Here is a 25,201-nt window from a genome sequence, read left to right as displayed (position 1 = left end):
GGTCAGTGACTCCCCGGTTGTGCCAGCCAGGTGTCGTAGAACTGCAAGCGGGTCGAGGCCTCGTAATGCAGGCCGCGCACCGCATCGCGGAACGCCGTGACCGTAGCGGCCTCGACCAGCGGGATCACGTGGCCCTGCTCGAGTAGCTCGCGGCTGGCCTGGTGGATCAACGCTCCGCGCGTTTGCACATCGAGGCTGGCGGCCGAATCGATCAGGGTCTGGTCCAGTGCCAGCGGGCCTCGCACGTTGACGTTGCGCCCGCTGGCGAGAAACACCGTGCGCAGCACGTCCGGGTCGGCGCGGGTCAGGTTGAAGAACCACAGTTCGTAGTTCAGCGATGTCTGCAGCAGGCTGACTTGGCCGATGGTGGACTTGTTCAGGCGCAGCTCGATGCCGGCCTGGCGCAGTTGCTGCTGTACCAGTTCCAGCACCGGTGTGCTGGCCTGCCAGTAGTCGAGGGCAAAGCTCAAGCGCTTGCCATCACGCTGCCGCCAACCGTCGGCGCCCTTGTGCCAGCCGGCGCTGTCCAGCAATTGGCCGGCACCTTGTGGGTCGTAGGCGAGCACCGCGCTTAGGTCCTGGTAGTAGGGCGTGCTACTGGCGAGCACGGAACTTGCTGGTTTCTGGTAGCGGGAGATCACGCCCTTGAACTGGCTGCGGTCGATCGCCTTGTTCAGTGCCTGACGCACCTTGGCATCGTCCAGCGGCGGACGGGACTCGTTGGGCGTCAGGTTGAAGACGATGCCTGGGTTAGACCGCGCGATGGACGCAATGCCCTGGGCCTGCAGCACCGCTTCGTCCTGTACCGGCACGCTGGTGTTCACGTCGATTTGCCCGGACAGCAGGCTGCCCAGGCGCACACCGGACTCGGGCAGGATGTGAAACTCGATAGCCTCCAGCCAGGCGCGGCCCTTGTGTTCGGCCAGCGAAGACGGCCAGGCGTAATCGGCGCGGGCTTCGATGCGCACCAGGCGGTTGTGCTCGAAGCTTTTTACGTTGAATGGCCCGGAGCCCACCAAGGCGCCCTGGCAGCGTTGTTCGGCGCTACGTGCCAGGGTACTGGGTGCCAGCAGCCCCAGGCTCATGGTCGAGGTCGCCTGAAGGAACTGCGCGTTGGCCTGTTTGAAGCGGATGCGCACGCTCAGCGGCCCAATGACTTCGACGGTTTCAAGGCCAGCCAGGTAAGTACTGGCCAGTTGTGCCTGGGCACCGAGGGCGACGATGGCCTCGAAGTTGGCCTTGACCGCTGCGGCGTCCAGCGCGCTGCCGTCGCTGAAGGTCACCCCTTCACGCAGGTGAAAGGTGAACTGGCGCGAGTCGTCGCTGACTTCCCAGCGCTCGGCCAGCCAGGGCACGATCTCGGCGGTCTGCGGGTCTTGGTCGGTCAGCGAGTCCACCAATTGCCGGCCAACGTTGAGGGCGGTGTTGTTGCCCGCCTGTTGCGGGTCGATGCAGTTGGGGTCGCCGTCGAACGCCACCCGCAGCACGCCGCCATGCTGCGGCTGCGCCGGGGCGCCCAGGTTGGCCTGCTGCGCGCTTTTACCATCGCAGCCGGCCAGGCTCAGGGCGATGGCCAGGCTCAGTGTCGCCAGGGGTCGGAACATGGGCTCTCCTTAAAAGAAGCGGTTGGCGCGGTAAGGCAGGCCTAGGTTTTGCCGCAGGGTGGTGCCGGCGTATTCGCGCTGGAACAGGCCGCGGCGTTGCAGCTCTGGGACCACGCCATCTACGAAGTCATCGATGGCTGAGTGCAGGCCGCTGAACATGATGTTGAAGCCATCGGCGGCGCCGGCTTCGTACCAGGCCTGCAGGTCATCGGCGATGCTCTGCGGGGTGCCGATCAGGATGCGATGGCCGCCGGAGGTGAGTTGGTTGAACAATTGACGCACGGTCGGCCGCTCACGGCGGATCAGGTCGAACACCAGCTTTTGCCGGCTCTGGTGGGTGTTGGTGGTGAAGGTCTCTGGGGGCAGGGGCACTGCTTCGTCGAAGGGCAACTCCGAGAGGTCGTAGCCGAGGCTGGCGAAGCGCGAGATGGAACTGAGGAAAGCCTTGGGTTCCAAGAGCTCTTGCTGGCGGTCGTACTTGGCCTGGGCTTCAGCCAGTGTCTTGCCCACTACCGGCGAGACGCCGGGCAACACTTTCAGTGCATCGGCACGGCGCCCGAAACCGGCGGCGGCCTGCTTGGTCTCCTGGTAGAACGCCTGGCCTTGGGCGATGGTGTGCTGGGCGGTGAAGATCAATTCGCCAACCCGCGCCGCCAGCCGCTTGCCAGCTACAGAAGCGCCGGCCTGGGCGACCACCGGATGACCTTGCGGCGATCGCGCCACGTTGAGCGGCCCGCGCACCTGGAAGTGCTGGCCTTGATGTTCGAGCACATGCAGTTTGTCGATGTCCAGCCAGGTGCCACTGGCCTTGTCCTGGACAAAGGCATCGTCGGCCCAGCTGTCCCATAGGCCACTGACCACGTCGTAGAACTCTTCGGCACGGGCGTAGCGGTCATCGTGTTCGACGTGCTCCTGGCGGTTGAAGTTTTCGCCGCCGCCCAGCGACGTCACCAGGTTCCAGCCGGCCCGGCCTCCGCTCAGGTGGTCCAGTGCAGCGTATTTGCGGGCGATGTTGTAGGGCTCGTTATAAGTACTGCTGGCCGTGGCGATCAGGCCGATATGGCGGGTGCTGGCGGCCAGCGCCGGGGCAAGGATCAAAGGGTCCCAACGCACGCTGTTGGGGCCACGCTGCAGGGCCAGGTCGAGTTTGACGTCGAGGGTGTCGTTGAAAAAAAGCGCGTGAAACCGCCCGGCTTCCAGCTTGCGGGCAATGTATTGGTAATGCTCCAGGCTCTTGAAGGTATCGAGCGGTGCCTCCGGCAGGCGCCAGGCGCTGCCGCTGAGGGTGCCGGGGATGAACGCGCCGAGTATGAACGGGCCGTGGCTCATGGTGCTTCTCCTGGCGCCCGCCACACACGGCGGGCGCTGTGTGGGTGGGGTCAGAAGTTGTAGGCGATGCGCGTGTACCAGAAGCCACCGTAAGGGTCGAACGGCGAAATGGCACCGAACTTGGGGAAGCCATTGGTATCGCCGGCGGGGTAGCCATTGTTGTCGGCACGTACGTCGAACAGGTTGTTGGCACCCACGGCGACATCGAAGTGGTCGGTCAGCGCGTAGGCGACTTCCAGGTCGGTCAGCCACTTGGCGCCGTAGGTCACGTCATAATCTGGGTTGGCGTCGCGGGCGATGACTTTGTCGTAGCGGGTCAGGCCGGCGTTGATGGTGAAGCGTTCGATCTGCCAGTTGGCGCTGAGCATCAGCTTGGTCTTGGGGTTGGCCACGGTCAGGTAACCCTGGGCGACGCGGTCGAACAGTTCGAGGTTGTTGCCTGCGGCGCGCAGCGATGCCGGGGTCTGCTTGATGTCGTCGATGATGGTTTTGTTGTAGTTGACCCCCAGGCCGTACTTGACCCGGCCAAAGCGCCCGTAGTCGACGCGGTAGTCGGCCACCAGGTCGACGCCACGGGTGGTGGTGTCAGCTGCGTTGGTGAAGTACTTGACGCGGTAGCCTGGCTTGTAGCCGTTGGCGACCAGTTGCTGGTCGACGCCATTGCCATAAAGGAAGCCCGTCAAGGCAATGCGGTCGCGGATTTCGATCTGGTAGGCATCCAGGGTCACGCTGGCCTGCGGCAAGGGTTGCCAGGTCAGGCCGAGGCTGATGTTGCGTGACTTTTCCGGGCTGAGGTCTTCGGCGCCCAGGGCTTTGGCCAACGGCGAATCCACCCGCACGGTCTTGGCTTCGACGAACTGCGCCACACCGTCGACGGTGGTGTACTGGTTGGCGGTCTGGGCGTAGACCGACTGCGACAGCGACGGGGCGCGAAAGCCGTTGCTGAGGGTGCCGCGCAGGGCAAAGGTTGGGGTGAAGTCGTACCGTGCGGAAAACTTGCCGCTGCGGGTATTGCCGCTGCTGTCATCGTATTTTTCGAAGCGCGCGGCCACGCCGAGCCAGAGTTTTTCCGTCGGGTTCAGGCCCAGGTCGAGGTAGCTGGCGTAGCTGTTGCGGCTGAGTTGGCCTTCATCTTCCGGGGTCAGGGTAATGGCGCCTTGGGCGCCCACCGCTGCCGGTTGGCCTGCCAATGGGCCGCTGGGGTAGAAGTAGCCGCCGTTGATGTACGAGAGCGGGTCGTCGGACTCGGTCTTGTACCGTTCGTGGCGGTGTTCCAGGCCCCAGGAAACCTGCAAGGGCTTAGCCAGGCCAACCTCGAAGGCGCGGGTCAGGTCGAGGTTGTTGGTCCACTGGTCGAAGGTATTGGTATAGGTGTCGAAGCGGGTCGGGCTGGTCGGGCCGAGCGAGGCGTTGAGGGTTTCGTCGGCACCGGCTTGGCCTTTGTCGCGGCCGAAGGTGGAGCTCAGGTCCCAGTGCCATTCGGCGAACTCACCCTTGCCACCGGCGGCTGCCTGGTAGTCGGTTTCTTCCAGGGTGTAGAAGGGGGCGGTGCCGTCCGGGTAGATCTCGGGGATGATGTTGGTGGAATTGGGCCGGCGGTAGTTTTGCCCGCCGCGGGCATCACGCTTGCTGAAGGTCGAGAAGGAATACAGGGTCAGCGCGTCGCTCACCGGCAGTTCGGCGTTATACGACAGGTTGATGGCCTTGATCTTGGGCAGGCCGTTTTTTTGCACTTCGCGGTCGGCGGTGTCGTTGCGGGGGTCGCCGGCGAAATACAGGTTGCCGGTGGCGGCGCGTGAGCGGGTGGCGGTCTGGACCGACTTGGCGTCCAACGCATAGTTGATGAAGCCGCCGTTGTCGCCCAGGGCCAGGCCCTGGTTGAGGGTTTGGCGCAGGTTACCGCCGTCGCCGTCCTCATAGTATTGGCCGTACTGGGTGCTGGCCGATCCGCCGTTGTCGCGCTGCTTGAGGATGATGTTGATCACCCCGGCGATGGCGTCGGAGCCGTACTGCGCCGAGGCGCCGTCGCGCAGTACTTCGACGTGGTCGATGGCACTGATGGGGATCATGTCCAGGTCCACCGGGTTGGTCCCGTAGGCGGCGGTGGAGTCGAGGTTGATCACTGCGCTGTTGTGGCGGCGCTTGCCGTTGACCAGCACCAGTACGTTGGAGCCGTTAAGCCCGCGCAAGCTATAGGGCCGGGCGATGCTGTCATTGGACGAGCCGGAAGGGCGCTGGGAAAACGATGGCAGGGTTTTCTGCAGGGCACCGCGCAGGCTGGACTCGCCGGTTTGCTCCAGTTGCTTGCTGTCGATGACGTCGATCGGTGCCGGGCTGCTGGTGACGGTACGCACTTCGCTGCCCCGCGAGCCGGTGACGATCACCGTGTCGAGGGCGGCATCATCCTCCGCTGCCATGGCCAGGGGGGTGAGCAGGTAGCCAGCGAATACGGCGGGTGCCAGCGTTAAAGGGGTAAACACAGACTTCATGACTGTTCCTTGGGTTCGATTGGCAGATCAGGCCCTGGATGTGCGATCGAACGGGCTCTCATAAGGTGTTTCACGCAGTGCAGGCGCAACCTGGCCCGCAGGAGGTCCGTTGCTCCCGTGGCTGAGGTGCCTGTGAATCGTCCGGCGCGCGCCGGTACGGTGTGCCGCGGCGGGTCTCTAGCCGCTGAGCAAGGGGGTGAAGCGGTCGTCCCAGAAGCCCCGCACATCCAGTGCCTGGCGGATCAGCCCACTGTCGTGGAACAGGTCGGCGATGTGTTGCTGGGCAACGATGTCTGCCTGGCTGACGGGCAATAGCCGACAGGGCTGCTGACGTTGCGCGAACTGTTGCAAATAGAGGTCGCTGGAAATCCCGGTAAGGGCTTGGTTACGTGCAGCCCATTCATGGGGGTTGTGCTCGACCCAGTCCCAAGTGGCTTTTTCGCGCTGCAAAAAGTCGCGGATGGCGGCCTGTTTGCCCGGCTGCTGCAACGCCTGGGCGGTGGTTGCAATCAGGTAGTTGCCGCAGTGATAGGGGCTGGCGTCGGCCAGCGCCACGCCATCCATGGCCGTCTGCGCTTGCAGGGCACCGATACCGCCGGCGACGATGGCGTCCAGGTGGCCGTTTTGAAATGCCACCAGCGCATCCCGGGCAGGCATGGGCCTGGCCTGGATATCGGCAAGGGTCAGGCCGTTGTCGCGCAGCAGGTTGAGTATCAGGTAGTGGGTGTCGGTGGCGCGGACGAAGCTCACGCGCTTGCCCTTGAGGTCAGCGATGGAGGCGATGCCGCTGCCGCGTTTGACGATCACACTGCTGCGGTTCTGCTCGCCCTGGTAGCTGGCGATCAACACCAGCGGGTTACCGGCCACGCTGGCGAACAGCGGCAACACCGGGCTCATGAAGGCGTAGTCGAGGCTGTTGCTGGCAAAGGCTTCCAGCACCATGGCGCCCCCGGGCACATCTACCCAGTGCAGCGGGTAGGGTGTATGCGCTTGCCCCGCGTCGGCGAGAAAACTCGCGGCCTGGCCCTTGTAGCGCCAAACCCGCAAGGCTTCATTGGCGCGTGCCAGGGCGGGGGCCAAGCCTACGGCCAGCCCGGCAATGGCGCTGTGGCGTAGGAAGGTGCGGCGGCTGATGCTGATTGCCATAGGGTGCGCCTCAGTCCAACAGGTCGGGTTGTTGCTGGACGATGCGGTCCCACAGCGGCAGGAAGTTCAGCCAACCGAACAGCTCGCGCTGGGCAGGGTTGACGGGGGCTTCGTCCAGGTCCGGGATACGCGGTTGGCCGGCAGCGTAAGCCAGCAGGTGGGCGCGGGCGCTGTCGTCGGCGAGGATGAAGCGCCAGGCGGCGCTTTCCACAGTGTGGCCCGTGGTCCACAGGCCGTGGTTCTGCCAGACCAGCAGGTTGTTGTCGGCGAAGGTTTCGACGAAGGCTTGTGCCACTTGGTCGCGGTCTTGCAGCAGGCCGCCTTCGGGCGTGCGCAGGGCATGGCGGTCGAACAGTACCTGCTCACCGGCGAAGGCAGACGACTCTGCAGTGATTGGCTGGAACAAGCGCCCCAGCGCTGACCAGGCCCGCCCATGGAAGCCATGCAGGTGCGCGATACCCACCACGTCAGGCCGGGCGCGTTGCAACGCGTAATGCAGCTCAAGGGCGCTGGTATTAAGCAGGCCGTCACCTTCGACCACCTGGCCTTCGCCGTTGACCCGCAGCAGGTCACGGGTGCGGATGTGCGAAAACGGCACACCCAAGGGGTTGATCCAGTAGTGGTCGGTCTCGATCGGGTCGCGTGCCGTGAAATGGCCGGCCAAGCCTACTTCAAAGCCCAATTCGGCGAACAGCCGATAGGACGCTGCAAGGCGCTGCTTGCGGTGCAGGCGCTCGGCGAACGGGTCGCTTAACGTGGGCGGAGCGGTGATTTGCAGGCGATTTTCACGGTTGGGCAGGCGGGCGACACTGTGGCGCGCAGCAGGTTGGCTCATGGCAGTACCTCACGGAGGAAATGATCGTTTGCCGATCATCCGTTCTGCCATGTCCGCCGTTTCAAGGGCAGGGCTCGCAGGTGGATGAATCGGGGCCTCCACCATGCGAGGGGTCGGGTCTGAGGGGACTGTAGCAAGGGGGTAGGGGCGGGAAGAAATACTGTTTTGATCTATTTTTATTATTATTTTTACGAATAAAAATTAGCGCTGATATTTGAATAATGCATTTAAGGCCTGTGCTTGCCCGTGACGCTGGGGCCTTGCGGGCAAAAGCCCTGGCTTAAGCATGGGTGAAAACTACTCAGCGCTGTTCACCTTTGGTGCGTAAATGCCTCAAATCAAGGCAGCTGGCACACATCATCTCGCCTCATTCGATGCTTAAATGTGCAAGGTGCACAGTATTGTCTGTGCTGTTCGCCCGATGTGCTTCGGTTTCCATCCCTTGTCAAACCGGCCCGCATATTGCTCTTACTGCTCCCGTCTTCCACCCGGAGCCCCGTGCAATGAGCTCACCAACCGAATTCCCGCTTTGCGAAGCCCCGCAGTCGTCCCGCAAGGGCCTGCTACCGATAGCGATGGTGCTGTTCAGCTTCACGTTCTTCACTGGCACGATGTTCGCCGGTGGCAAATTGGGCATGGCCTTCAACTTCGTCGACATGCTATGGGTTGCCACGGTCGGCAACACGCTGTTGGCGTTATACGCCGCAACCCTCGCGTTCATCGCGTCACGCAGTGGGCTGAATACCGTGTTGATGGGCCGCTTCTGTTTCGGTGAAGCGGGCAGCCGACTTTCCGACTTCTTGCTGGGGTTCGCTGAACTGGGCTGGTACGCCTGGGGCACCGCGACCGTAGCGATCGTGCTGGTCAAATTGTTGGGTCTGGCGGGCGGTTTCACTGTGCCGCTGATGGTGCTGTTCGGCCTGGGCTTCAGTATTACGGCCATTATCGGCTTCAAAGGGCTGGACCTGTTGTCGCGGGTATCAGTGCCCTTGATGTTCGTGCTGTTGCTGGTGTCGATGTACATCGCCACTCACGATGCCGGTGGCTTTGCTGGCCTTGCCGCGGTGGTACCACACGAGACCATGACTTTTTCGGCGGCCGTGACCATGGTCTTCGGCACCTTCGCCAGTGGCGCCACCCAGGCCACCAACTGGACACGCCTGGCACGCAGCGGGCGGGTGGCGGTGGTTGCCAGCATCGTTGCGTTTCTGCTGGGCAACGGCCTGATGGTGGTTGCCGGTGCCTGGTGCGCGATGGTGTATCAGCAGGCCGACATCGTCGAGGTGATGATGCTGCAGGGCCTGTCGTTCGCGGCGGTGGTGATGCTCTGCCTGAACCTTTGGACCATCCAGGGCCCGACCATCTACAACGTGTCGGCAGCTGCCTGCCACCTGCTGCGCAGCGAGCGCCGGCGGACCGCAACGTTAGTGGCGGCAGCGGTGGGCATTGTGCTGGCGATTGGCGGCATGTACGAATTGCTGATCCCGTTCCTGGTGCTGTTGGGTTCGGTCATCCCGCCAGTAGGTGGGGTGATCATGGCCGATTTCTGGTATCGCCACCGTGGCCAGTATCCCGCATTGGCCACAGCCACCCTGCCGCGTTACAACCTGAGGGGGCTTTGTGCCTATGCCGTCGGCGCGGTACTGGCGTATGCCTCGCCCTGGGTTGCGCCGTTGGTGGGTATTGCTGCCTCGGCGCTGTGCTACATCCTCTTGCTTGAACTGAGCGGCCGACGCCGGGTGGTGGGCGAGGCCGGTGTCGAGCCGTGAGCCTGGCACTGGAAGACATTCTGCACCTGCCTGGCTTGCAGGACATGACCGTGCGCGCAGGCGCACGCAACCTGCAGCGTCGGGTGCGCTGGCCTTACGTCGCAGAGAACGAGGGCATCGCCGAGTGGGTGATGGGCGGCGAACTGGTGTTCGTCACCGGCATCAACCACCCGCGTGGCGAGGCCAACCTGCTGAGCCTGGTGGAAGACGGCGAGGCCGTGGGTATTGCCGGCTTGGTGATCCTCACTGGCGGCACTTTCATCCAGGCTATCCCGCCAGCGGTGGTTGCCCGCGCCGAGCAACTGGGCTTGCCGTTGATCGAGCAGCCCTATGCGCTGAAAATGGTCGTGGTCACCCACCTGATCGGCACGGCCCTGGTGCAGATGACCCAGGTGCGGCGCTCGCGCAACGACATCCTTGGGCAACTGTTGACCGGCGACTACCCAAGCCTGGCCATCGCCCGGCAACGGGCAACGCACCTGGCCCTGGCGCTGGACGAGCCGCGACGCCTGCTGGCGCTGCGTTTGTCGGGCGTCGATGGCGTATTCGAGCGCCATGGGCTGGCCCAAGGCGAGCGCTTGTGGCAAGGCATTCGCCAAGCCCTTGAAGACCAGCTCGAGGCCTGGTGCCGCAGCCGGCCGGGCAGCGTGACGGCCCACTTGCCGGGCGACCTGTTCGTACTGTTGCTGCCCGATGCACCGGGCTTGCCTGCTACGCTGGCCGCGCTGCACCGGCAATTGGCGGGCGTGGCAGGAGAGCTGGGCCTCTATATGGGGCTGTCGAGCCTCGCGGAAGATTGCGCGCACTACCGCCGCGCGCTCAACGAGGCCCGCCAGGCCCTGGAAGTGGCGCAAAACCTGCGTCCCGCCAATGGCTATTGCGATTTCAGCGAGCTGGGCGTGCTGCGCCTGTTGCAAGGGATCGTCGATCGGTCATTGATCGACGACTTCGTCGCCCAGACACTAGGGCCGCTGATCGCGCCCGGCCGCAAGCACCCGAATACACTGGTGCATACCCTCGATGCCCTGCTCAAGGAAAACGGCAACGGCCTGAAGGCCGCGCAACGCCTGGGGCTGCACCGCAATACCATCAATCAACGCATTCAACGCATCGAACACCTGAGTGGGCAGTCGCTGGACGACCCGCTTTTCCGTATGAATGCTTCGGTCGCCATGCTGGTGTGGCGCATGACCGAAGCCCAAGGCAAGGAGTAACGCCATGAACATCATCAACGCAAAACTGCGAGGCAAGGCTGGCCTGTTTCGCATCGAACTGAACGGTGACCGCATCGCCAGCATCACGCCACAGGCCGACCCGGTGGCACCAGGCGGCGCTGATGACCTGGATGCCAAACAGAACCTGGTGGTTGCTCCCTTTGTCGAGCCGCACATTCACCTGGATGCCACCCTGACGGCCGGCGAGCCGAAGTGGAACATGAGCGGCACGTTGTTCGAAGGCATCGAACGCTGGGCCGAGCGCAAGGAAATCACCACCCACGAAGACATCAAGGGCCGCGCCAAGAAGACCATCAACATGCTGGTGGACCACGGCATCCAGCATGTGCGCACCCATGTCGACGTCACCGACCCCAAGCTCACTGCCCTCAAGGCCATGGTCGAAGTGCGTGAGGAGGTGCGCCATTTGGTCGACCTGCAGATCGTCGCCTTCCCGCAGGAGGGCATCGAGTCGTATGCCAACGGGCGGGCGCTGATGACCGAAGCCGTGGCCATCGGCGCCGACGTGGTCGGCGGTATTCCGCATTTCGAAAACACCCGCGACCAGGGCGTGTCGTCGGTCAAGTTCCTGATGGACCTGGCCGAGCGAACCGGCTGCCTGGTGGACGTGCACTGCGACGAAACCGACGACCCGCAGTCGCGCTTTCTCGAAGTGCTGGCCGAAGAAGCGCGGGTGCGCGACATGGGTGCCCGGGTCACGGCCAGCCACACCGTGGCCATGGGCTCCTACGACAACGCCTACTGCTACAAGCTGTTCCGTTTGCTCAAGTTGTCGGGCATCAACTTCGTCTCGTGCCCGACCGAGAGCATTCACCTGCAAGGGCGCTTCGACAGCTACCCCAAGCGCCGCGGCGTGACCCGCGTGGCGGAGATTGACCGGGCGGGCATGAACGTGTGCTTTGGCCAGGACTCGATCGTCGACCCGTGGTACCCGTTGGGCAATGGCAACATCTTGCGCATTCTTGAGGCCGGGCTGCACATCTGCCACATGCTCGGCTATGAAGACTTGCAACGCTGCCTGGACCTGATCACCGACAACAGCGCCCGCACGCTCAACCTGGGGGAGCGTTATGGCATCGAGGTGGGGCGGCCGGCGAACCTGCTGCTGCTGTCGGCGCCGGATGACTACGAGATGGTGCGCAGCCAGGGGCATGCGCTGGTGTCGGTGCGCAACGGCAAGGTGCTGATGCGGCGCACGCCGGCGCAGGTCGAACGCCTGGCCTGACACCGCTGCACGCTGCAAACGCAACGCCCCGCTGGCTTTTGCCAGGCGGGGCGTTTTGCTTTCTGCGCTTCGTGTACGCGTTTCCCAGTCAAAAACCGCTTATTTAGCCATTCACATGCGATAAGCCGTGATTATTCCATGTTAGATAGCACTTGAATTAGAGGTGTTGACCGGTCAAAATTAGTACGTAATTACATATTACGTATTCCAGTACAAAATCGTAGGAGCACGCATGGCCCGGGGCGGTATCAACAAGGTGGTAGTGCAGCAAGCGCGTCAGGCGCTGATCGCCCGCGGGGAGAACCCCAGCATCGATGCGGTACGTATCGAGCTGGGCAACACCGGCTCGAAAAGCACGATTCATCGCTACTTGAAGGAGCTCAATGGCCAGCAAACCGTGGCCACGGCGGGCGCCCCTGGGTTGAGCGATACGCTTGGGCGGTTTGTCGGGCAGTTGGCAACACAGCTGCAGGAAGAGGCGGATATACGCATCGAAGCGGCCGAAAGCGTTTTCACCCAGCAACGCGAACAGCTCGAAGCACAATTGCAGCTGGCCCAAGAAGCGCTGGCTGCGGCGCATCAACAGCAAAAGATCCAGGACGCGGCACTGGTTGCCGAATCGGAGAAACTGCTGTCCACGCAAAGCACCTTGCAGGCTGAGCAACTGCGCAGTGCCAGCCTCAACCAGTCATTGGGCGAGCTGCAATTGCGCCTGAACGACAAGGAAGAGCAGGTGAGGTCACTCGAAGACAAACACCGCCACGCCCGCGATGCCCTGGAACACTACCGCAGCGCCAGCCGCGAACAGCGCGAGCAGGACCAGCGCCGCCACGAGGCGCAACTGCAACAGCTGCAAGTAGAAGTAAGGCAACTGCAGCAGGGCATGATGGTCAAGCAGGACGAACTGACCCGCCTGCACCGTGATAACGAGCGTTTGCTCGGCGAGCATCGCCAGGCCACCAGCGAACGCAAGGCACGTGACGAACTGCTTGAACAGCGGGACGCGCAGATTCAGGGCCTGCGAACGATTTTGGCTCAAGCCCAAGGGGCGACCGAGGAAATGCGGCGGCAGTTGGATGTGCAAACGCAAAACCTGGAAGACAAGCGCGAGCTGTATGCCGAACAGGTACGCAAAGTGCAGCGTCTGGAGGATGAGCTGCTAGAGCGCGATGAGGCATTGAGCGCTTGTCGAGCGCAGTTGAGCACCTGACAGTGCTTTGTCGGGCACAACTCATTATTATCAACGTGAGTCGTGTAACGATCAGGAGCAGCCCTATCATGGCAAACACTGCTAAAACCCGCACTGTCACGGCTCACGTCCCTGAGCAACTCGCCCAAAAAGTCGATTTAATGGCAGAGCGTCTTGATCGCTCCAAAAATTGGATCGTCAAGCAGGCGCTGTCCGCCTGGATATTCCAAGAAGAAGAGCGTAGTCGCCTAACCCGAGAAGCCTTGGCTGATGTTGACGCGGGTCGAGCATTTGACCACCAAGCTGTTCAGGCCTGGGCTGACAGCCTCAGCACCGATAAACCGTTGTCAGTACCGCGCTGATGGTGTTGAAGTGTCTGCTGCGACTGTGGCACACCCGTGAGGAGCGATAGTAGCGCTGAGCGCAGAAGTCCGTAGTAGTCACATTATCGACGCTTTTCCACAGCTATTTCTCCACGGTAGTTGCTCAGCACCGCCTTTCTGTCCTCTGCTTTCTCAGCGTGGTTGAACGTTGGCCAAGACCTGCGCTCACACATTCAAAGCGGGTAGCGAGGAGCCACGTACATGAGCATCGAACGCAGCATTCCCGAGCTTGAGGCCTGGTACGCGCAGTACGACGACATCAGTTACCGCCGCGAATCGCCAGATGCCTATCACCATGGACTGGTGCGCACGGCCGAAGCCCTGCGTGATGACGGCGCCATCGACTGGGATGACTGGTTGCAGCTGAAGGCCTTGGCCGACCAGGCGCACATCAACGCGCTCGAAGATGCAGTACAGGCGCATGTCGACGACCCTGACGCATGAAAGCGCTGAAGATCGCCACCTTCAATATCAACGGCATTCGCAGCCGATTGCCGGCATTGATCGCCTGGCTAGAGCGAGAGAAGCCTGACATTGCCTGCCTGCAAGAGCTGAAAGCGCCCGACCAGCAGTTTCCGCGTGAAGCGCTTGAAGCAGTGGGCTACGGATGTTTGTACCAAGGGCAGCCTTCGTGGAACGGCGTTGCCATTCTCGCGCGTGACAGTGAGCCACTCGAAGTGCGCCGCGGCCTACCCGGCATGGAGGATGACGCCCAGAGCCGCTACCTGGAGGCAGCCGTGCAGGGGCTGATCATCGGCTGCCTCTACCTGCCCAACGGCAACCCGCAACCCGGGCCTAAGTTCGACTACAAACTGCGCTGGTTCCAATGCCTGATCGACCATGCGGCCAGTTTGCAAAAGAGCGGGCACCCGGCCGTGTTGGCCGGCGATTTCAACGTCGTCCCCACCGATTTCGACATCTATAACCCGCGCTCCTGGCTCAAGGACGCGCTGCTGCAACCTGAGACCCGCGATTGCTACCAGCGTTTGCTCACCCAGGGCTGGACAGATGCGCTGCGCCACCTGCACCCTGACGAGCGGGTTTATACCTTCTGGGACTATTTTCGCAATCACTGGCAGCGTAACGCCGGGTTGCGTATCGATCATGTGTTGCTCAACCCTGAGCTTGCGCCTTACCTCAAGACCGCAGGCGTGGATGCCTGGGTACGCAACGAACCCAAGGCCAGCGACCATGCACCGGTGTGGATCGAGCTGGCTTCGCGTAAGCGGCGCTGAACTATAGTTATAAGCGGCGAACGCGAGACGACAAGGGAATAGGATGTGCGCAGCCAGGAAACAGGATGACGATGGGCACCTCGCGGTAGCGGGCGAGGGCCGCGCCGTGGCATTGTTCCGCCAGGTCCTGGCATTCATGGTGGTGGTGATGCTGGCCTTCGTGATGGTGGAAGGCTGGCGTATCTGGCGTGATTACCGTCACGCGTTCAGCAATGCCGAAAACATGGTGACCAACCTGGCTCGGGCGACGGCGCAACACGCCGAGGACGCCATTCGCCAAGTGGATGTCGTCAGCGCGTCCTTGGCCGAGCGCCTGGAGGGTGATGGTTTCGAGCATATGAACCGCCCGCGCCTGCAGGCGTTGCTCGCGCGACAAAAAGCGCTCATGCCGCAGCTGCACGGGCTGTTCGTGTACGGCGCGGATGGCCGCTGGCTGGTTACCGACCAGGCGACCCTACCGCCCAACCTCAACAATGCTGACCGCGACTATTTCGTTTACCACCGCAATCATCGCGACCGGCAGGTACGCATCGGCTCGGTGGTGCGCAGCCGCTCGACCGGCGACTTGATCATTCCTATCTCGCGACGCCTGGAATACCCCGACGGGCATTTTGCCGGGGTGCTGTTGGGCACGATCAAAGTGGACTGGTTCGTGCGCTATTACGGCGATTTCAAGATCGACGAGCGTGGCGCGCTGGTACTGGCCAAGCGTGACGGCACGATTCTGGTCCGTCGCCCGTTCGTTTCGAGGGTGGTTGGGCGGACCTTGGCGAAAAGCGAAGTGTTTCGCAACCACTTGCCCTATGCCGATGAAGGGCTGGTCGAGGCAGTGGCGGTAGTCGATGGCACACCTCGCCTATATGCCTACCGGGCGCTGTCGAGTTACCCGTTGGTGGTAGAGGCTGGCCTGTCGCGGGAATCCATTGTCGCGCCCTGGCGTCACGACGCGATCAAATCAGTGGCCGTATTGTTGCTGTTGTTGGTGGGGTTGGCAGCGTTCGGCGGGGTAGTGTTGCGCCAACTGCGCGAACGCATTGTGATAGAGCGCGCACTGCACCAGGCGCACCAGACGCTGAAATCCCTGGCCTTGACCGACAGCCTGACCGGCCTTGGCAACCGCCGCCGGCTGGATGCGGTGTTCGAGCCCGAGGTGCGGCGGGCTCGACGGCAAGGTTACCCAGTAGCGCTGGTGATGCTCGACCTCGACTACTTCAAGGCTTACAACGACCGTTACGGGCACCTTGCCGGCGACCAGTGCCTGCGGCGTTTCGCCGAGCTGCTGCAACAGGCGCTGAAGCGCCCGGCTGACCTGGCGGTGCGCTTTGGTGGCGAGGAGTTCACGCTATTAATGCCCGACACCGATGCGCCGGGTGCCGAGCTTGTCGTGCAGGAAGTACAGCATATGCTGCGTCGCCATGTGATCGAGCATGGCGGCAGCCCATTGGGGCGGGTGTCGTTCAGTGCCGGAATCGCGATCGGCGACCCAGCTCGGCAAACCATGACGCCCGAGCGACTGATGGCGGCGGCAGATAGCGCGTTGTACCAGGCCAAGCGGCAGGGGCGGGACGGTTACTGCGTGGCGAACAGTACCGCGGCGGGTGTAGACCCATGATCGCCTATCAAGGGCGAGCAAGGCAGGTGCTGTTCAGCCGATGCTCATGCGCATTGCACAACGCCCGACAAACCCGTGGGCACGCTCGTTGGCCAGGATGTTACCCAGCCGCGAGCACAGCAGGCCTTCATCAATAGTTTCAAACCCATAGCGTGCATAAAAAGGTGCATTCCAGGGCACGTCGACAAAGGTGGTCAAGGTCAGTTCCCGAACGCCGGCGGCTTGCGCCGCATCGACCAGTTGATTCAGCAGCAGGCGCCCGATCCCTTGCCCTTGAGCCTCCCGGCGCACGGAAATTTCATGAATGTGCAATGCCTGATGCTCCCGCCGTGCGCACACAAAGCCTAGGATCTGCCCGGCGTCACCCTCCGCCAGCCAGCTTGCGCCTGCATCGACGAATCCTTGATGCGCTGTGCTGTCCAGTACTTCGCCTTGTGCCAGCCACGCCAGCGCCGGCAGTTGGGCGAAAGCCTGGGCGGCTGAACGCTCGACCTCGGCCAGCCAGGGGATATCGCGGGTGAGGGTAGGACGTATATGCACAGTCGGGTCCTGCAAACCGTGGGATGGGTGGGCGTCAGTCTGCCGCCACCTCTTGCGGCTGCAACTGCCAGCGCACCGAGCTTACACCTTTTTCCAGGCTCACCCGGCTGACCAGCCGTTCCAGCTGCGCCGGTGCCTGCGGGTTGCCCAGCAGTTCGGCGCGTACTTCGAGGCGCGCCGGGTTGGGCAAGTCCTCGCTATGCAGCGATTGCAGGCGCAGCTCCGGGTCGCCGAGGCTGTGCAGCATCAGGCTGCGAACCTGGATTTCATCCTCGGCACGGCACACAACCCGCACTTCGAAACGCTGCTCCACTTCAGTGGCCGGGACAATGTCCTGGCGGTCCAGGCGCTGGGCGATGTCGCGCAGCAGGATGTTGGCGCACAACACGGCCAGGCTGCCCAGTGTCGCTTCCAGCAGCAGCCCAAGGCTGCACAATACGCCAACGGCGGCCGTGCACCACAGCGTGGCGGCAGTGTTCAGGCCGCGCACGTTGAAACCGTCGCGCATGATCACGCCGCCCCCGAGAAAGCCGATCCCCGACACCACATAAGCGGCCACGCGCGAGGCATCGTTAGGGGCCATGCCCGGTACGGCCTGGGTCATCAGTACGAACAGGCAAGCGCCGGTACTGACCAGCGCATTGGTACGCAAGCCCGTGAGGCGTTGACGCAGTTGACGCTCGGCGCCGATCAGGGCACCCAGCAGCAGGGCGATGCTGACGCGCAGCAGAAAGACTTTCCAATCCATAGCAAACCTCTTCCACGGGCACACGCCCGCATGAACGCCACCTGGTGTTGGCGTGGTTGAATAACCAGAAAATGCGCAGGACCACAGAAGGGAATAAAAGAGGAAGGCTGCAGCCACGGGGGCTGAAGAAATCCACCATCAAGCCATGACGGCGAGACAGTGGCAGGGCACTGCCGGACTAGCTCGCCAAGTGGGCCTGTCGCAAGCGACTGGGGCTACTGTCCAATGCAGGACTCCTGTTTGGGGATGCGAAATTGCGTCGCGGACCTTACGCCCCGAGATAGGCGAGGTCAAGGGTAAAAACATGACAAGGGCTTCATCAGGAAAGTGCCTACAGCCCGTCACGCCTGCATGGAAAAATAGGCGGGTAGTCGGTAACCTTGCGCCTTCCCTTGCGATCACCCGGATCCGTTACATGCTGTTCAATCTCGCCGTGCTGCTCGGCACACTGGTGGCCATGGAGGGTGTCGGCACACTGGCGCACAAGTACATCATGCATGGCTGGGGCTGGTGGCTGCACCGCTCGCACCATGAGCCACACCTGGGCATGCTCGAGACCAATGACATTTACCTGCTTGCGCTGGGGCTGATCGCCGCCGGCCTGGTGGCGCTGGGTAAAGCCGGGTACGCCCCCTTGCAGTGGGTGGGTGGGGGCGTGGCGGGGTACGGCCTGTTGTATGTGCTGGCCCACGATGGCTTCTTTCATCGCCACTGGCCGAAAAAACCGCGGCCAGTCAGCCGCTACCTCAAGCGTCTGCATCGCGCCCACCGCCTTCACCATGCGGTCAAAGGCCGGCAAGGCAGCGTGTCGTTCGGCTTTTTCTACGCTCCGCCCCTTGCAGTGCTCAAGCGCCAGTTGCGCGACCGACGCGAGCGGCCTTGACCGTCACTGCGGTCAGTTGACCGCGTTGCCCTCAGCCTCAACGGTTTCTGCCACGTGCCCGCGGCTCACCCACCAGCCAAACCCTGCCGCCGTGAAGAACATGATCAGGCTGTAAAGCGCCGCCGGCACCGCCATAGTGGCGTTGTTCAGCAACGAAGGGCTCAAGGCCAGCGCGATCGCCAAGGTACCGTTGTGGATGCCGATTTCCATGCCGATGGCGATGGCCTGGCGCTTGGGAATCTTCAACAGCCGGGGCACCCAGTAGCCTACGGCCAGGCTCAGCACGTTGAACAACAGGGCCGCCAGGCCTACCACGGGGGCGTACTCGACCACGGTCTGCCAGTCCTTGGCCAGCGCGAGGATGATGGTGAAAGCCAGAAACAGCGCCGCCACCAGCTTCATCGGCTTTTCCATGCGTGCGGCAAAGCGCGGGGCAAAGTGGCGGATCAACATGCCCAGCGCCACCGGCAACAGGACAATCGCGAACACCTGCAACACCTTGGCAAACTGCAGCGGGATGGCCTGGTCCGAGGCCATGAACCAGCCCAGCGACAAGTTCACCAGCAGCGGCATGGTGAGGATCGCAATCAACGAGTTGACCGCCGTCAAGGTGATGTTCAATGCCACATCGCCGTGGGCCAGGTGGCTGAACAGATTGGCCGTGGTCCCCCCCGGCGAGGCCGCCAGCAGCATCAGCCCCACCGCCAGGGCGGACTCCAGGCCAAAGCCGTTGGCGATCAGGAAGCACACCAGCGGCAGCAACAGGATCTGGCAGACCAGGCCAATCACCACAGGCTTGGGGTATTTCACCACACGGGCGAAATCGGCCAGGGTCAGCGACAGCCCAAGGCCGAGCATGATGATGCCCAGGGCCAGGGGCAGAAATGCAGTGAGCAGGGGCGAGGCAGTCATGAAGGGGCTCTCGGATCAGGGAGTCGCACAAAGGATTCCGAGGAGTGTAGGTGGCACTGTAGTGATAGCTAATTGCAAAGCGCCACCTCTTGGTAACCTTTTGTTACCGAGTGCACCGTGCGCAGCGTCTGCATGCCGCGTTGCGATGGGCGTCCCGGCGCAGTAGCATGCGCGCTTTTACCGAGGATTAGCCTGTCATGCCGTTTCAGCAAGGTCTGCTTGCCACGCCGGTGCCGGCCCATGCCCGCCACCTGTTCTTCACGCTGCACTCGCCCGAAGCGCTGCCCGCCGCACTCGACGCCTTGCTGCCGCAGGTCGACGGCCAACAGTTGATCCTGGGCGTCGGCGCGACCCTGGCCAAGGCCCTGGGCCGTGACGTGCCGGGCTTGCGTGCCTTCCCGCTGCTGGACGCCGCCGTGGAGAACCCCAGCACCCAGCACGCCCTGTGGCTGTGGCTGCGCGGTAACGAGCGTGGCGACCTGCTGCTGCGGGCCCAGGCCCTGGAACACGCGCTGGCACCGGCGTTGCGCCTGGCAGACAGCGTCGATGGCTTTTTGCACCGGGGTGGCCACGACCTGACCGGCTATGAAGACGGCACCGAGAACCCGGTGGACGAAGAGGCCGTGCAAGCCGCCATCGTTGACGACGCACACCCTGGCCTCAACGGTTCCAGCTTTGCCGCGTTCCAACTGTGGAAGCATGACTTGGAGTACTTCAAGTCGCTGCCCCAGGCGGACCAGGACAACATCATCGGCCGCCGCCTCAGCGACAACGAAGAGCTTGACGACGCTCCGGCGTCCGCGCACGTCAAACGCACCGCCCAGGAAAGCTTCGAACCTGAGGCGTTCATGGTCCGTCGCTCGGTCGCCTGGGCTGACGCCCGCGGTGCTGGCCTTGCCTTCGTGGCACTGGGCCACAGCTTCGATGCCTTCGAAGTGCAACTGCGGCGCATGAGCGGCCTGGAAGACGGCATCATCGACGGCCTCTACCGTTTCAGCCGGCCACTGACCGGTGGTTATTACTGGTTCCCGCCAATGGGTGAAACCGGCCTGGACCTGCGCCTGCTGTTGCAGGCCTGATCGCTAACATCCAGATACAGAATCACTCGCCGAGGCGGGGTAGAGCGGCTAGCCTTGAAAGTTTCCGGTTCATGACGGGGGGCTTTTCCATGTATGCACGTCGTGATGTCCTACGCGCCAGTGCAGCCTTGGGGTTGCTGGCCGCAAGCCCTTGGCTGCACGCAGGGGCGGCGAGTGGCCTGCTGACGCGCACTATCCCTTCCACCGGCGAGGCCTTGCCGGTCATCGGTGCCGGTACCTCTGGCAGTTTCGAGGTCGAGGCCGGCTCGCCTCAGTACCAACAGCTCGGCGCGGTGCTCAGGGCCTTCTTCGAAGGTGGCGGCAGGGTCATCGACACCTCGCCCAACTACGGGGGGGCCGACAGCATTCTGGGCCAGTTGCTGGAAGAGGGCGGCTGGCACAAGCAGTGCTTTCTAGCCACCAAGATCGCCGCCGACAGCCAGGCCGACGCACAAGCGCAGTGGCAAGGCAGCCTGCGCAGCTTGCGCACCGACAAAGTCGACTTGCTGCAGATCCACAACCTGCGCGATTGGCAGACCCAACTGCCCTACGCCCGTGAACTCAAGCAGCAGGGCAAGACCCGCTACGTCGGCATCACCCATTACCTGAACAGCGGCCAGGATGAAGTGGCCAGGATCGTACGTAGCGAACCGCTCGACTTCATTCAGATCAACTACTCGGTCAACGCCCCACAGGCCGCGCGTGAGCTGCTGCCATTGTGCCAAGACAAGGGCGTCGCGGTGCTGATCAACCGGGCGTTCGATGACGGCCGGCTGTTTGCCCGGGTCAAAGACCAACCGTTGCCAGGCTGGGCGTCGGAAGTAGGTATCGGCAGCTGGGCACAGCTGTTTCTGAAGTTCGCCATCAGCCACCCGGCAGTGACCACGGTCATTCCCGCCACCAGCCGCCCTGATCGCCAGCTCGATCAGCTCAAGGCCGGGCATACGCCATTGCTCAGCCAGGCGCAGCAACAGGCGCTGATCGAACAGTTCGGCTGACACCATGCAAGGCTGGCGGCGGCGTCTGGACCATGGGCTGAACATACAACCGGGCGAAGGGCCGGCGGTGGTTGCCGGCCTGTTGTTGTTCTACTTGCTGTTCACCGGCTACTTCATGCTGCGCCCGGTGCGCGAGACCATGGGTGTGGCCGGTGGCGTGGATAACCTGCAGTGGCTGTTCACCGGCACCTTCGTCGCCACCCTGGCGTGCCTGCCGCTGTTCGGCTGGCTGGCATCCAAGGTGCGGCGGCGGCAAATCCTGCCCTGGACCTACGGGTTCTTCACCAGCAACCTGTTGCTGTTCGCGGTGCTGTTTGCCCGGGCCCCGGACGATGTATGGACTGCGCGCGCGTTCTATATCTGGCTGTCGGTGTTCAACTTGCTGACCATTTCACTGGCCTGGAGCGTGCTTGCCGACCTGTTTGCCACCGAACAAGGCAAACGCTTGTTTGGCCTGCTGGCAGCGGGTGCCAGCCTGGGCGGCCTCTGCGGGCCGATCCTGGGTACCTTGCTGGTGGGCCCGCTGGGGCATGCAGGCCTGCTAGTACTGGCCGGGCTATGTTTGCTAGGCAGCACCGGCGCTGCCTTGTTTTTGCAGCGCTGGCGAGACCGTCATCCGCTGCCAGTTCATCTGCAGCGCTCGACGTCCAAGCCGTTGGGTGGCAACCCGTTCGCGGGGGCTACTGCCGTGCTGCGCGCTCCTTACCTGTTGGGCATCGCGCTGTTCGTGGTGCTGCTGGCCAGTGTCAGCACGTTCCTGTACTTCGAACAGGCGCGTATCGTCAGCGTGACCTTCACCGACCGCACCCGGCAAACCCAGGTGTTCGGCCTGATCGACACCGTGGTCCAGGCCTTGGCGATACTCACGCAGGTGTTTCTGACCGGGCGCCTGGCGCGAAGGATGGGCGTGGGCATATTGCTGGTGGCGGTGCCGTTGATCATGACCGCAGGCTTTGTCTGGCTGGCAGTGGCCCCGGTGTTCGCCGCCTTCGTGGTGGTGATGGTGGTGCGCCGGGCCGGTGAATATGCGCTGGTCCGGCCGGGGCGGGAGATGCTCTTCACCGTTTTGTCGGCAGAAGACAAGTACAAAGCCAAGAACTTCATCGACACCGTGGTCTACCGCGGCGGTGACGCCCTCAGCGGCTGGCTCAAGCGGGCACTGGATGTGATCGCGGAGCACCCGCAGTTGGCGATGCTGATTGGCGCGGCGATTGCGTTGGGCTGGGCCGGCACCGGCGCCTGGCTGGGTCGCCGCCAGGCGCGGCTCGATGCACCCGATGCCGAGTGAGGCGGGCGGTCGCTTGGCGCACCAAATACGTAACCTTCCCTTATTTAACGCCACCGGTCCGAACGTGCGGCAATAAAACGAATCCCTCGATATCGCCGAACTCCGAAGCTATGTACGGCCCAGCGCCGTGCATCCTGAAGTCATACGAGGCTTGAAGACCATGGCTAACAAAGAGAACAGCCGCACCGGCACCCAAGGCAAGGAAGGCAGCCAAGGCGGCAGCAAGAACCCAGGCAACTTCGCCAACGACCGTGAAAAAGCGTCCGAAGCCGGGCGTAAAGGCGGCCAGTCTTCGGGGGGCAACATGCCTCACGACACCAGCCGCAAAGGCGGTCGTTCGTAACCGTCGTTTGTAACCGAGGGATCCGCAGTGCCAGGGCGACCTGGCACTGCATTCAGAGGCGCACGGCATGACGGTGATGACCTGCAAGACCGTTACTCATGAAAGGTCTATGACCGCAAGCCATAGCCTGCAGCACCGGTACCAGACCCTATTGCAAGGCCACGACGCCACCAGCGCTGCGTGGCTTAATGAACTTATCGCCCGCGTCGAGCAGTCCCCCGACGACCTGCCGGCCAACCCTTCACAGCTGCCTGCCTGGAGCGCCCAGCATGCCGCTGAGGTGGCCAAGGCCTATGCCGAATACCTCCAGCAGCGCCATCAAGGTGGGCCACGCCAGTTTTTCAGCAACCGCGCCCATGCGTTGTGGTTCCTCCAGCAAATTGCGCCGACCAAGGCCGTGGACGGGGCCTGGTTGCACGGCACGCTGCAGCATTGGCAAGACCCGCGTTACCACGGGCTGATCCGCACCTACCTGGAAGAGCTGGGCAATGGCGACCCACGCTGTAACCATGTGTTGATCTACCAACGGCTGCTCAGCCGCCTCGGCTGCCTGGAACTGCCGCCACTGGATCACGACCGTTATCTGCAAGGTGCCGTGCAACTGGCCTTGGGGCAGAACTGCGACGAATTTCTGCCCGAAGTGCTGGGCTACAACCTTGGCTACGAACAACCGCCGCTGCATTTGCTGATCACCACCTACGAGCTGGCGGAGCTGGGTATCGATGGCCACTACTTCCAGTTGCACGTGACCATCGACAACGCTGCCAGTGGTCACGCGCAGTTGTCTATCCAGGCGTTGCACCAACTGTGCCCCGCAGAAGACCCACAGGCGTTCTATCAGCGGGTGCGGCGGGGTTACCGCCTGAACGACCTGGGCATCTCGGCTGCCACCCTGGTCAGCCAGTTTGACCTCCAAGCGCAGCTGTTTGCGGCTTTGGAGTGCAAGCGCCAGTATGGTCAGTTCATGCACTCCGATCATTGCCGCTTGCAGCAACGCACCATTAATCAATGGCTAGCCGAGCCTGGGGCCATCCCGGCCTTTGTCAGTGCCCTGCAGGCCCAGGGCTGGATTCGCCGCGGCGAGGACCCGGCGAACAGCCGCTGGTGGAAGCTGATCGAAGGGCCAACGGCGGCCATGTTCGGGGTGTTCACGGCGTACGAAAAACAATTGTGGCATGACTGGATCGCCGACGACTGGCAGGCCACAACCCGCCGCGTCGTGCCTGGCAGTTGGGACACACCTTCAGCTTTGAGCGAAGTACCGAACGCCAGCATTGCCCCAGAAGCGCTTGCTACCCTTATGGAGCGGATGTCCGGTAACCGTCACGCGTTGCCGGAAGGTTTGCAGGCTACTCAAGCCTTCGTCCGCGCAACCGGCCTGATTCAAGAGGGATGCCATTGATGGTGCTCGACTCGGCTCAAGGCCAGGCAGATGAGGCCTTGCTGCAACTAGGCAAGCGCCTGCGAGCCGACGGCTACCGCTTCACCTGTGTCAGCCCAGCCACCCATGCCCGCAACAATGCCCGCGATGCCGCCAGGCAGGCGACGAACGTGCGCGACGTGTTCGGCTGGAGCCGCCCCTTCGCGCCTTCGTTGATGCCTGCTGACCTACTACACCAGCTGGAGCGCGCGCAGGTGCTGACGCGATGCGGCGAGCTGATGGCCAGCACGGTGCGCTGGTCAAGCCTGGACGACCTGCTGCTGGTCCATTCGGCTTACCCGACCCACGCCAGTGACGCAGTTTTCTTCGGCCCCGACAGTTACCGCTTTGCCCAGGTCATCCACGATCACCTGCAACACCGCTTGTCTCGGGTGGAGCATGCGGTCGACATCGGTTGCGGTACCGGCGTGGGCGCCTTGATCATCGCGCGCGCCGCCCAGCATGCGCAGGTCAGCGCGGTGGACATCAATCCGCTTGCGCTACGCTATACCGCCATCAATGCCGCATTGGCAGGTATCAACAACGTGTCGGTGGCCGCCGGTGACCTGCTCGATGGCATAACCGGGCCTTTCGACCTGATTGTCGCCAATCCCCCCTACATGCTCGACCTCAGCGCGCGCACCTACCGCCACGGCGGTGGGGCGCTGGGCGAAGCGTTGTCGCTGCGTATCGTCGAGCAGGCGCTGGAGCGCTTGAGTGCGCGGGGCACCTTGTTGCTCTACACCGGTGTTGCGATCGTCGAAGGCCGCGATGGCTTGCTTGAAGCTGTTCGTTTACGCCTGGCGGGCCCGGAGTGGTCTTGGGGCTACCGGGAAATCGACCCCGATGTGTTCGGCGAGCAACTGGCTGAGCCCGGGTATGAACACGTGGAGCGCATTGCCGCCGTAGCGCTCACTGTCACTCGCAACGGCTGAAGGC

At 63.0% G+C, this 25,201-nt stretch carries 22 protein-coding genes and 1 pseudogene; 15 read left to right on the top strand and 8 right to left on the bottom strand.

Annotated features, from left to right (window positions below; all coding sequences use genetic code 11):
• Positions 1-2 precede the first annotated feature (2 nt).
• The 5 genes from GIB19_RS10040 to GIB19_RS10020 all read right to left on the bottom strand — a co-directional run bounded on the left by GIB19_RS10040 (position 3) and on the right by GIB19_RS10020 (position 7,403).
• Positions 3-1,604 (bottom strand): ABC transporter substrate-binding protein, encoded by a 1,602-nt coding sequence (locus tag GIB19_RS10040; RefSeq protein ID WP_274885372.1) that lies wholly within the window; start codon positions 1,602-1,604, stop codon positions 3-5.
• Positions 1,605-1,613: 9 nt separating this feature from the next.
• The gene (locus tag GIB19_RS10035) at positions 1,614-2,933 is read right to left on the bottom strand and encodes an LLM class flavin-dependent oxidoreductase (RefSeq protein ID WP_274885371.1); all 1,320 of its coding nucleotides are present in this window, start codon (positions 2,931-2,933) and stop codon (positions 1,614-1,616) included.
• 50 nt (positions 2,934-2,983) lie between these two features.
• Positions 2,984-5,422, bottom strand: a complete 2,439-nt coding sequence (locus GIB19_RS10030; RefSeq protein ID WP_274885370.1) for a TonB-dependent receptor plug domain-containing protein — start codon at positions 5,420-5,422, stop codon at positions 2,984-2,986.
• Between the two features lie 177 nt (positions 5,423-5,599).
• Positions 5,600-6,568 carry an ABC transporter substrate-binding protein gene (locus GIB19_RS10025; RefSeq protein ID WP_274885369.1) on the bottom strand — a complete coding sequence of 323 codons (969 nt, stop codon included), beginning with the start codon at positions 6,566-6,568 and terminating at the stop codon, positions 5,600-5,602.
• Between the two features lie 10 nt (positions 6,569-6,578).
• Entirely contained in the window at positions 6,579-7,403 is an 825-nt protein-coding gene (locus tag GIB19_RS10020) for a class II aldolase/adducin family protein (protein WP_274885368.1), read from the bottom strand.
• A gap of 503 nt (positions 7,404-7,906) precedes the next feature.
• On the opposite strand from GIB19_RS10020, the gene codB reads away from it, so the two are divergent.
• From codB to GIB19_RS09980, 8 genes are all read left to right on the top strand, one after another.
• Entirely contained in the window at positions 7,907-9,172 is a 1,266-nt protein-coding gene (codB, locus tag GIB19_RS10015) for a cytosine permease (protein WP_274885367.1), read from the top strand.
• Complete coding sequence (locus GIB19_RS10010) at positions 9,169-10,386, top strand: PucR family transcriptional regulator (protein WP_274885366.1); 1,218 nt, start codon at positions 9,169-9,171, stop codon at positions 10,384-10,386. Before codB ends, GIB19_RS10010 begins: the two co-directional genes overlap by 4 nt.
• A gap of 4 nt (positions 10,387-10,390) precedes the next feature.
• Positions 10,391-11,632, top strand: a complete 1,242-nt coding sequence (codA, locus tag GIB19_RS10005) for a cytosine deaminase (RefSeq protein WP_027593188.1) — start codon at positions 10,391-10,393, stop codon at positions 11,630-11,632.
• Between the two features lie 232 nt (positions 11,633-11,864).
• A complete protein-coding gene (locus GIB19_RS10000; protein WP_274885365.1) occupies positions 11,865-12,842 on the top strand; it encodes a DNA-binding protein in 978 nt (325 codons plus the stop codon).
• A gap of 68 nt (positions 12,843-12,910) precedes the next feature.
• Positions 12,911-13,183 (top strand): CopG family ribbon-helix-helix protein, encoded by a 273-nt coding sequence (locus tag GIB19_RS09995; RefSeq protein WP_099429377.1) that lies wholly within the window; start codon positions 12,911-12,913, stop codon positions 13,181-13,183.
• 222 nt (positions 13,184-13,405) lie between these two features.
• A complete protein-coding gene (locus tag GIB19_RS09990) occupies positions 13,406-13,648 on the top strand; it encodes a hypothetical protein (RefSeq protein WP_085272823.1) in 243 nt (80 codons plus the stop codon).
• The gene (gene xth, locus GIB19_RS09985) at positions 13,645-14,439 is read left to right on the top strand and encodes an exodeoxyribonuclease III (protein ID WP_274885364.1); all 795 of its coding nucleotides are present in this window, start codon (positions 13,645-13,647) and stop codon (positions 14,437-14,439) included. The genes GIB19_RS09990 and xth overlap by 4 nt, the downstream gene beginning before the upstream one ends.
• Positions 14,440-14,482: 43 nt before the next feature.
• Positions 14,483-16,051: a sensor domain-containing diguanylate cyclase gene (locus tag GIB19_RS09980; RefSeq protein WP_274885363.1), complete on the top strand. Its 1,569-nt coding sequence runs from the start codon at positions 14,483-14,485 to the stop codon at positions 16,049-16,051.
• Between the two features lie 33 nt (positions 16,052-16,084).
• Here GIB19_RS09980 and GIB19_RS09975 read toward each other — a convergent pair whose 3' ends face one another.
• Positions 16,085-16,591 carry a GNAT family N-acetyltransferase gene (locus GIB19_RS09975; RefSeq protein WP_274885362.1) on the bottom strand — a complete coding sequence of 169 codons (507 nt, stop codon included), beginning with the start codon at positions 16,589-16,591 and terminating at the stop codon, positions 16,085-16,087.
• 34 nt (positions 16,592-16,625) lie between these two features.
• Positions 16,626-17,339, bottom strand: a complete 714-nt coding sequence (locus GIB19_RS09970; protein ID WP_099429372.1) for an MgtC/SapB family protein — start codon at positions 17,337-17,339, stop codon at positions 16,626-16,628.
• Positions 17,340-17,754: 415 nt separating this feature from the next.
• On the opposite strand from GIB19_RS09970, the gene GIB19_RS09965 reads away from it, so the two are divergent.
• Entirely contained in the window at positions 17,755-18,222 is a 468-nt protein-coding gene (locus GIB19_RS09965) for a sterol desaturase family protein (RefSeq protein WP_027593197.1), read from the top strand.
• A gap of 12 nt (positions 18,223-18,234) precedes the next feature.
• On the opposite strand, the gene GIB19_RS09960 is transcribed toward GIB19_RS09965, so the two are convergent.
• Entirely contained in the window at positions 18,235-19,134 is a 900-nt protein-coding gene (locus GIB19_RS09960; protein WP_027593198.1) for a bile acid:sodium symporter family protein, read from the bottom strand.
• Between the two features lie 197 nt (positions 19,135-19,331).
• Between GIB19_RS09960 and GIB19_RS09955 the strand changes: the two genes are divergently transcribed.
• From GIB19_RS09955 to GIB19_RS09930, 6 genes and pseudogenes are all read left to right on the top strand, one after another.
• Complete coding sequence (locus GIB19_RS09955) at positions 19,332-20,213, top strand: Dyp-type peroxidase (protein ID WP_274885361.1); 882 nt, start codon at positions 19,332-19,334, stop codon at positions 20,211-20,213.
• An 89-nt stretch (positions 20,214-20,302) separates the two neighbouring features.
• Positions 20,303-21,211, top strand: a complete 909-nt coding sequence (locus tag GIB19_RS09950) for an aldo/keto reductase (RefSeq protein WP_274885360.1) — start codon at positions 20,303-20,305, stop codon at positions 21,209-21,211.
• 4 nt (positions 21,212-21,215) lie between these two features.
• Positions 21,216-22,499 carry an NTP/NDP exchange transporter gene (locus GIB19_RS09945; protein ID WP_274885359.1) on the top strand — a complete coding sequence of 428 codons (1,284 nt, stop codon included), beginning with the start codon at positions 21,216-21,218 and terminating at the stop codon, positions 22,497-22,499.
• A 223-nt stretch (positions 22,500-22,722) separates the two neighbouring features.
• Positions 22,723-22,842: pseudogene (locus GIB19_RS09940) on the top strand (general stress protein); the annotation flags it as partial.
• Between the two features lie 67 nt (positions 22,843-22,909).
• Positions 22,910-24,244 (top strand): iron-containing redox enzyme family protein, encoded by a 1,335-nt coding sequence (locus GIB19_RS09935; RefSeq protein ID WP_274885357.1) that lies wholly within the window; start codon positions 22,910-22,912, stop codon positions 24,242-24,244.
• Positions 24,244-25,197, top strand: coding sequence for a N5-glutamine methyltransferase family protein (locus GIB19_RS09930; protein ID WP_274885356.1), 954 nt, complete (start codon positions 24,244-24,246; stop codon positions 25,195-25,197). The genes GIB19_RS09935 and GIB19_RS09930 overlap by 1 nt, the downstream gene beginning before the upstream one ends.
• Positions 25,198-25,201: the final 4 nt, after the last annotated feature.

The organism is Pseudomonas sp. ITEM 17296, from assembly GCF_028895205.1.
Classification (GTDB): Bacteria; Pseudomonadota; Gammaproteobacteria; order Pseudomonadales; family Pseudomonadaceae; genus Aquipseudomonas; species Aquipseudomonas kermanshahensis.
The sequence above is the reverse complement of the archived record's forward strand: the minus strand, read 5'-3'. Positions and strand labels throughout refer to the sequence as shown.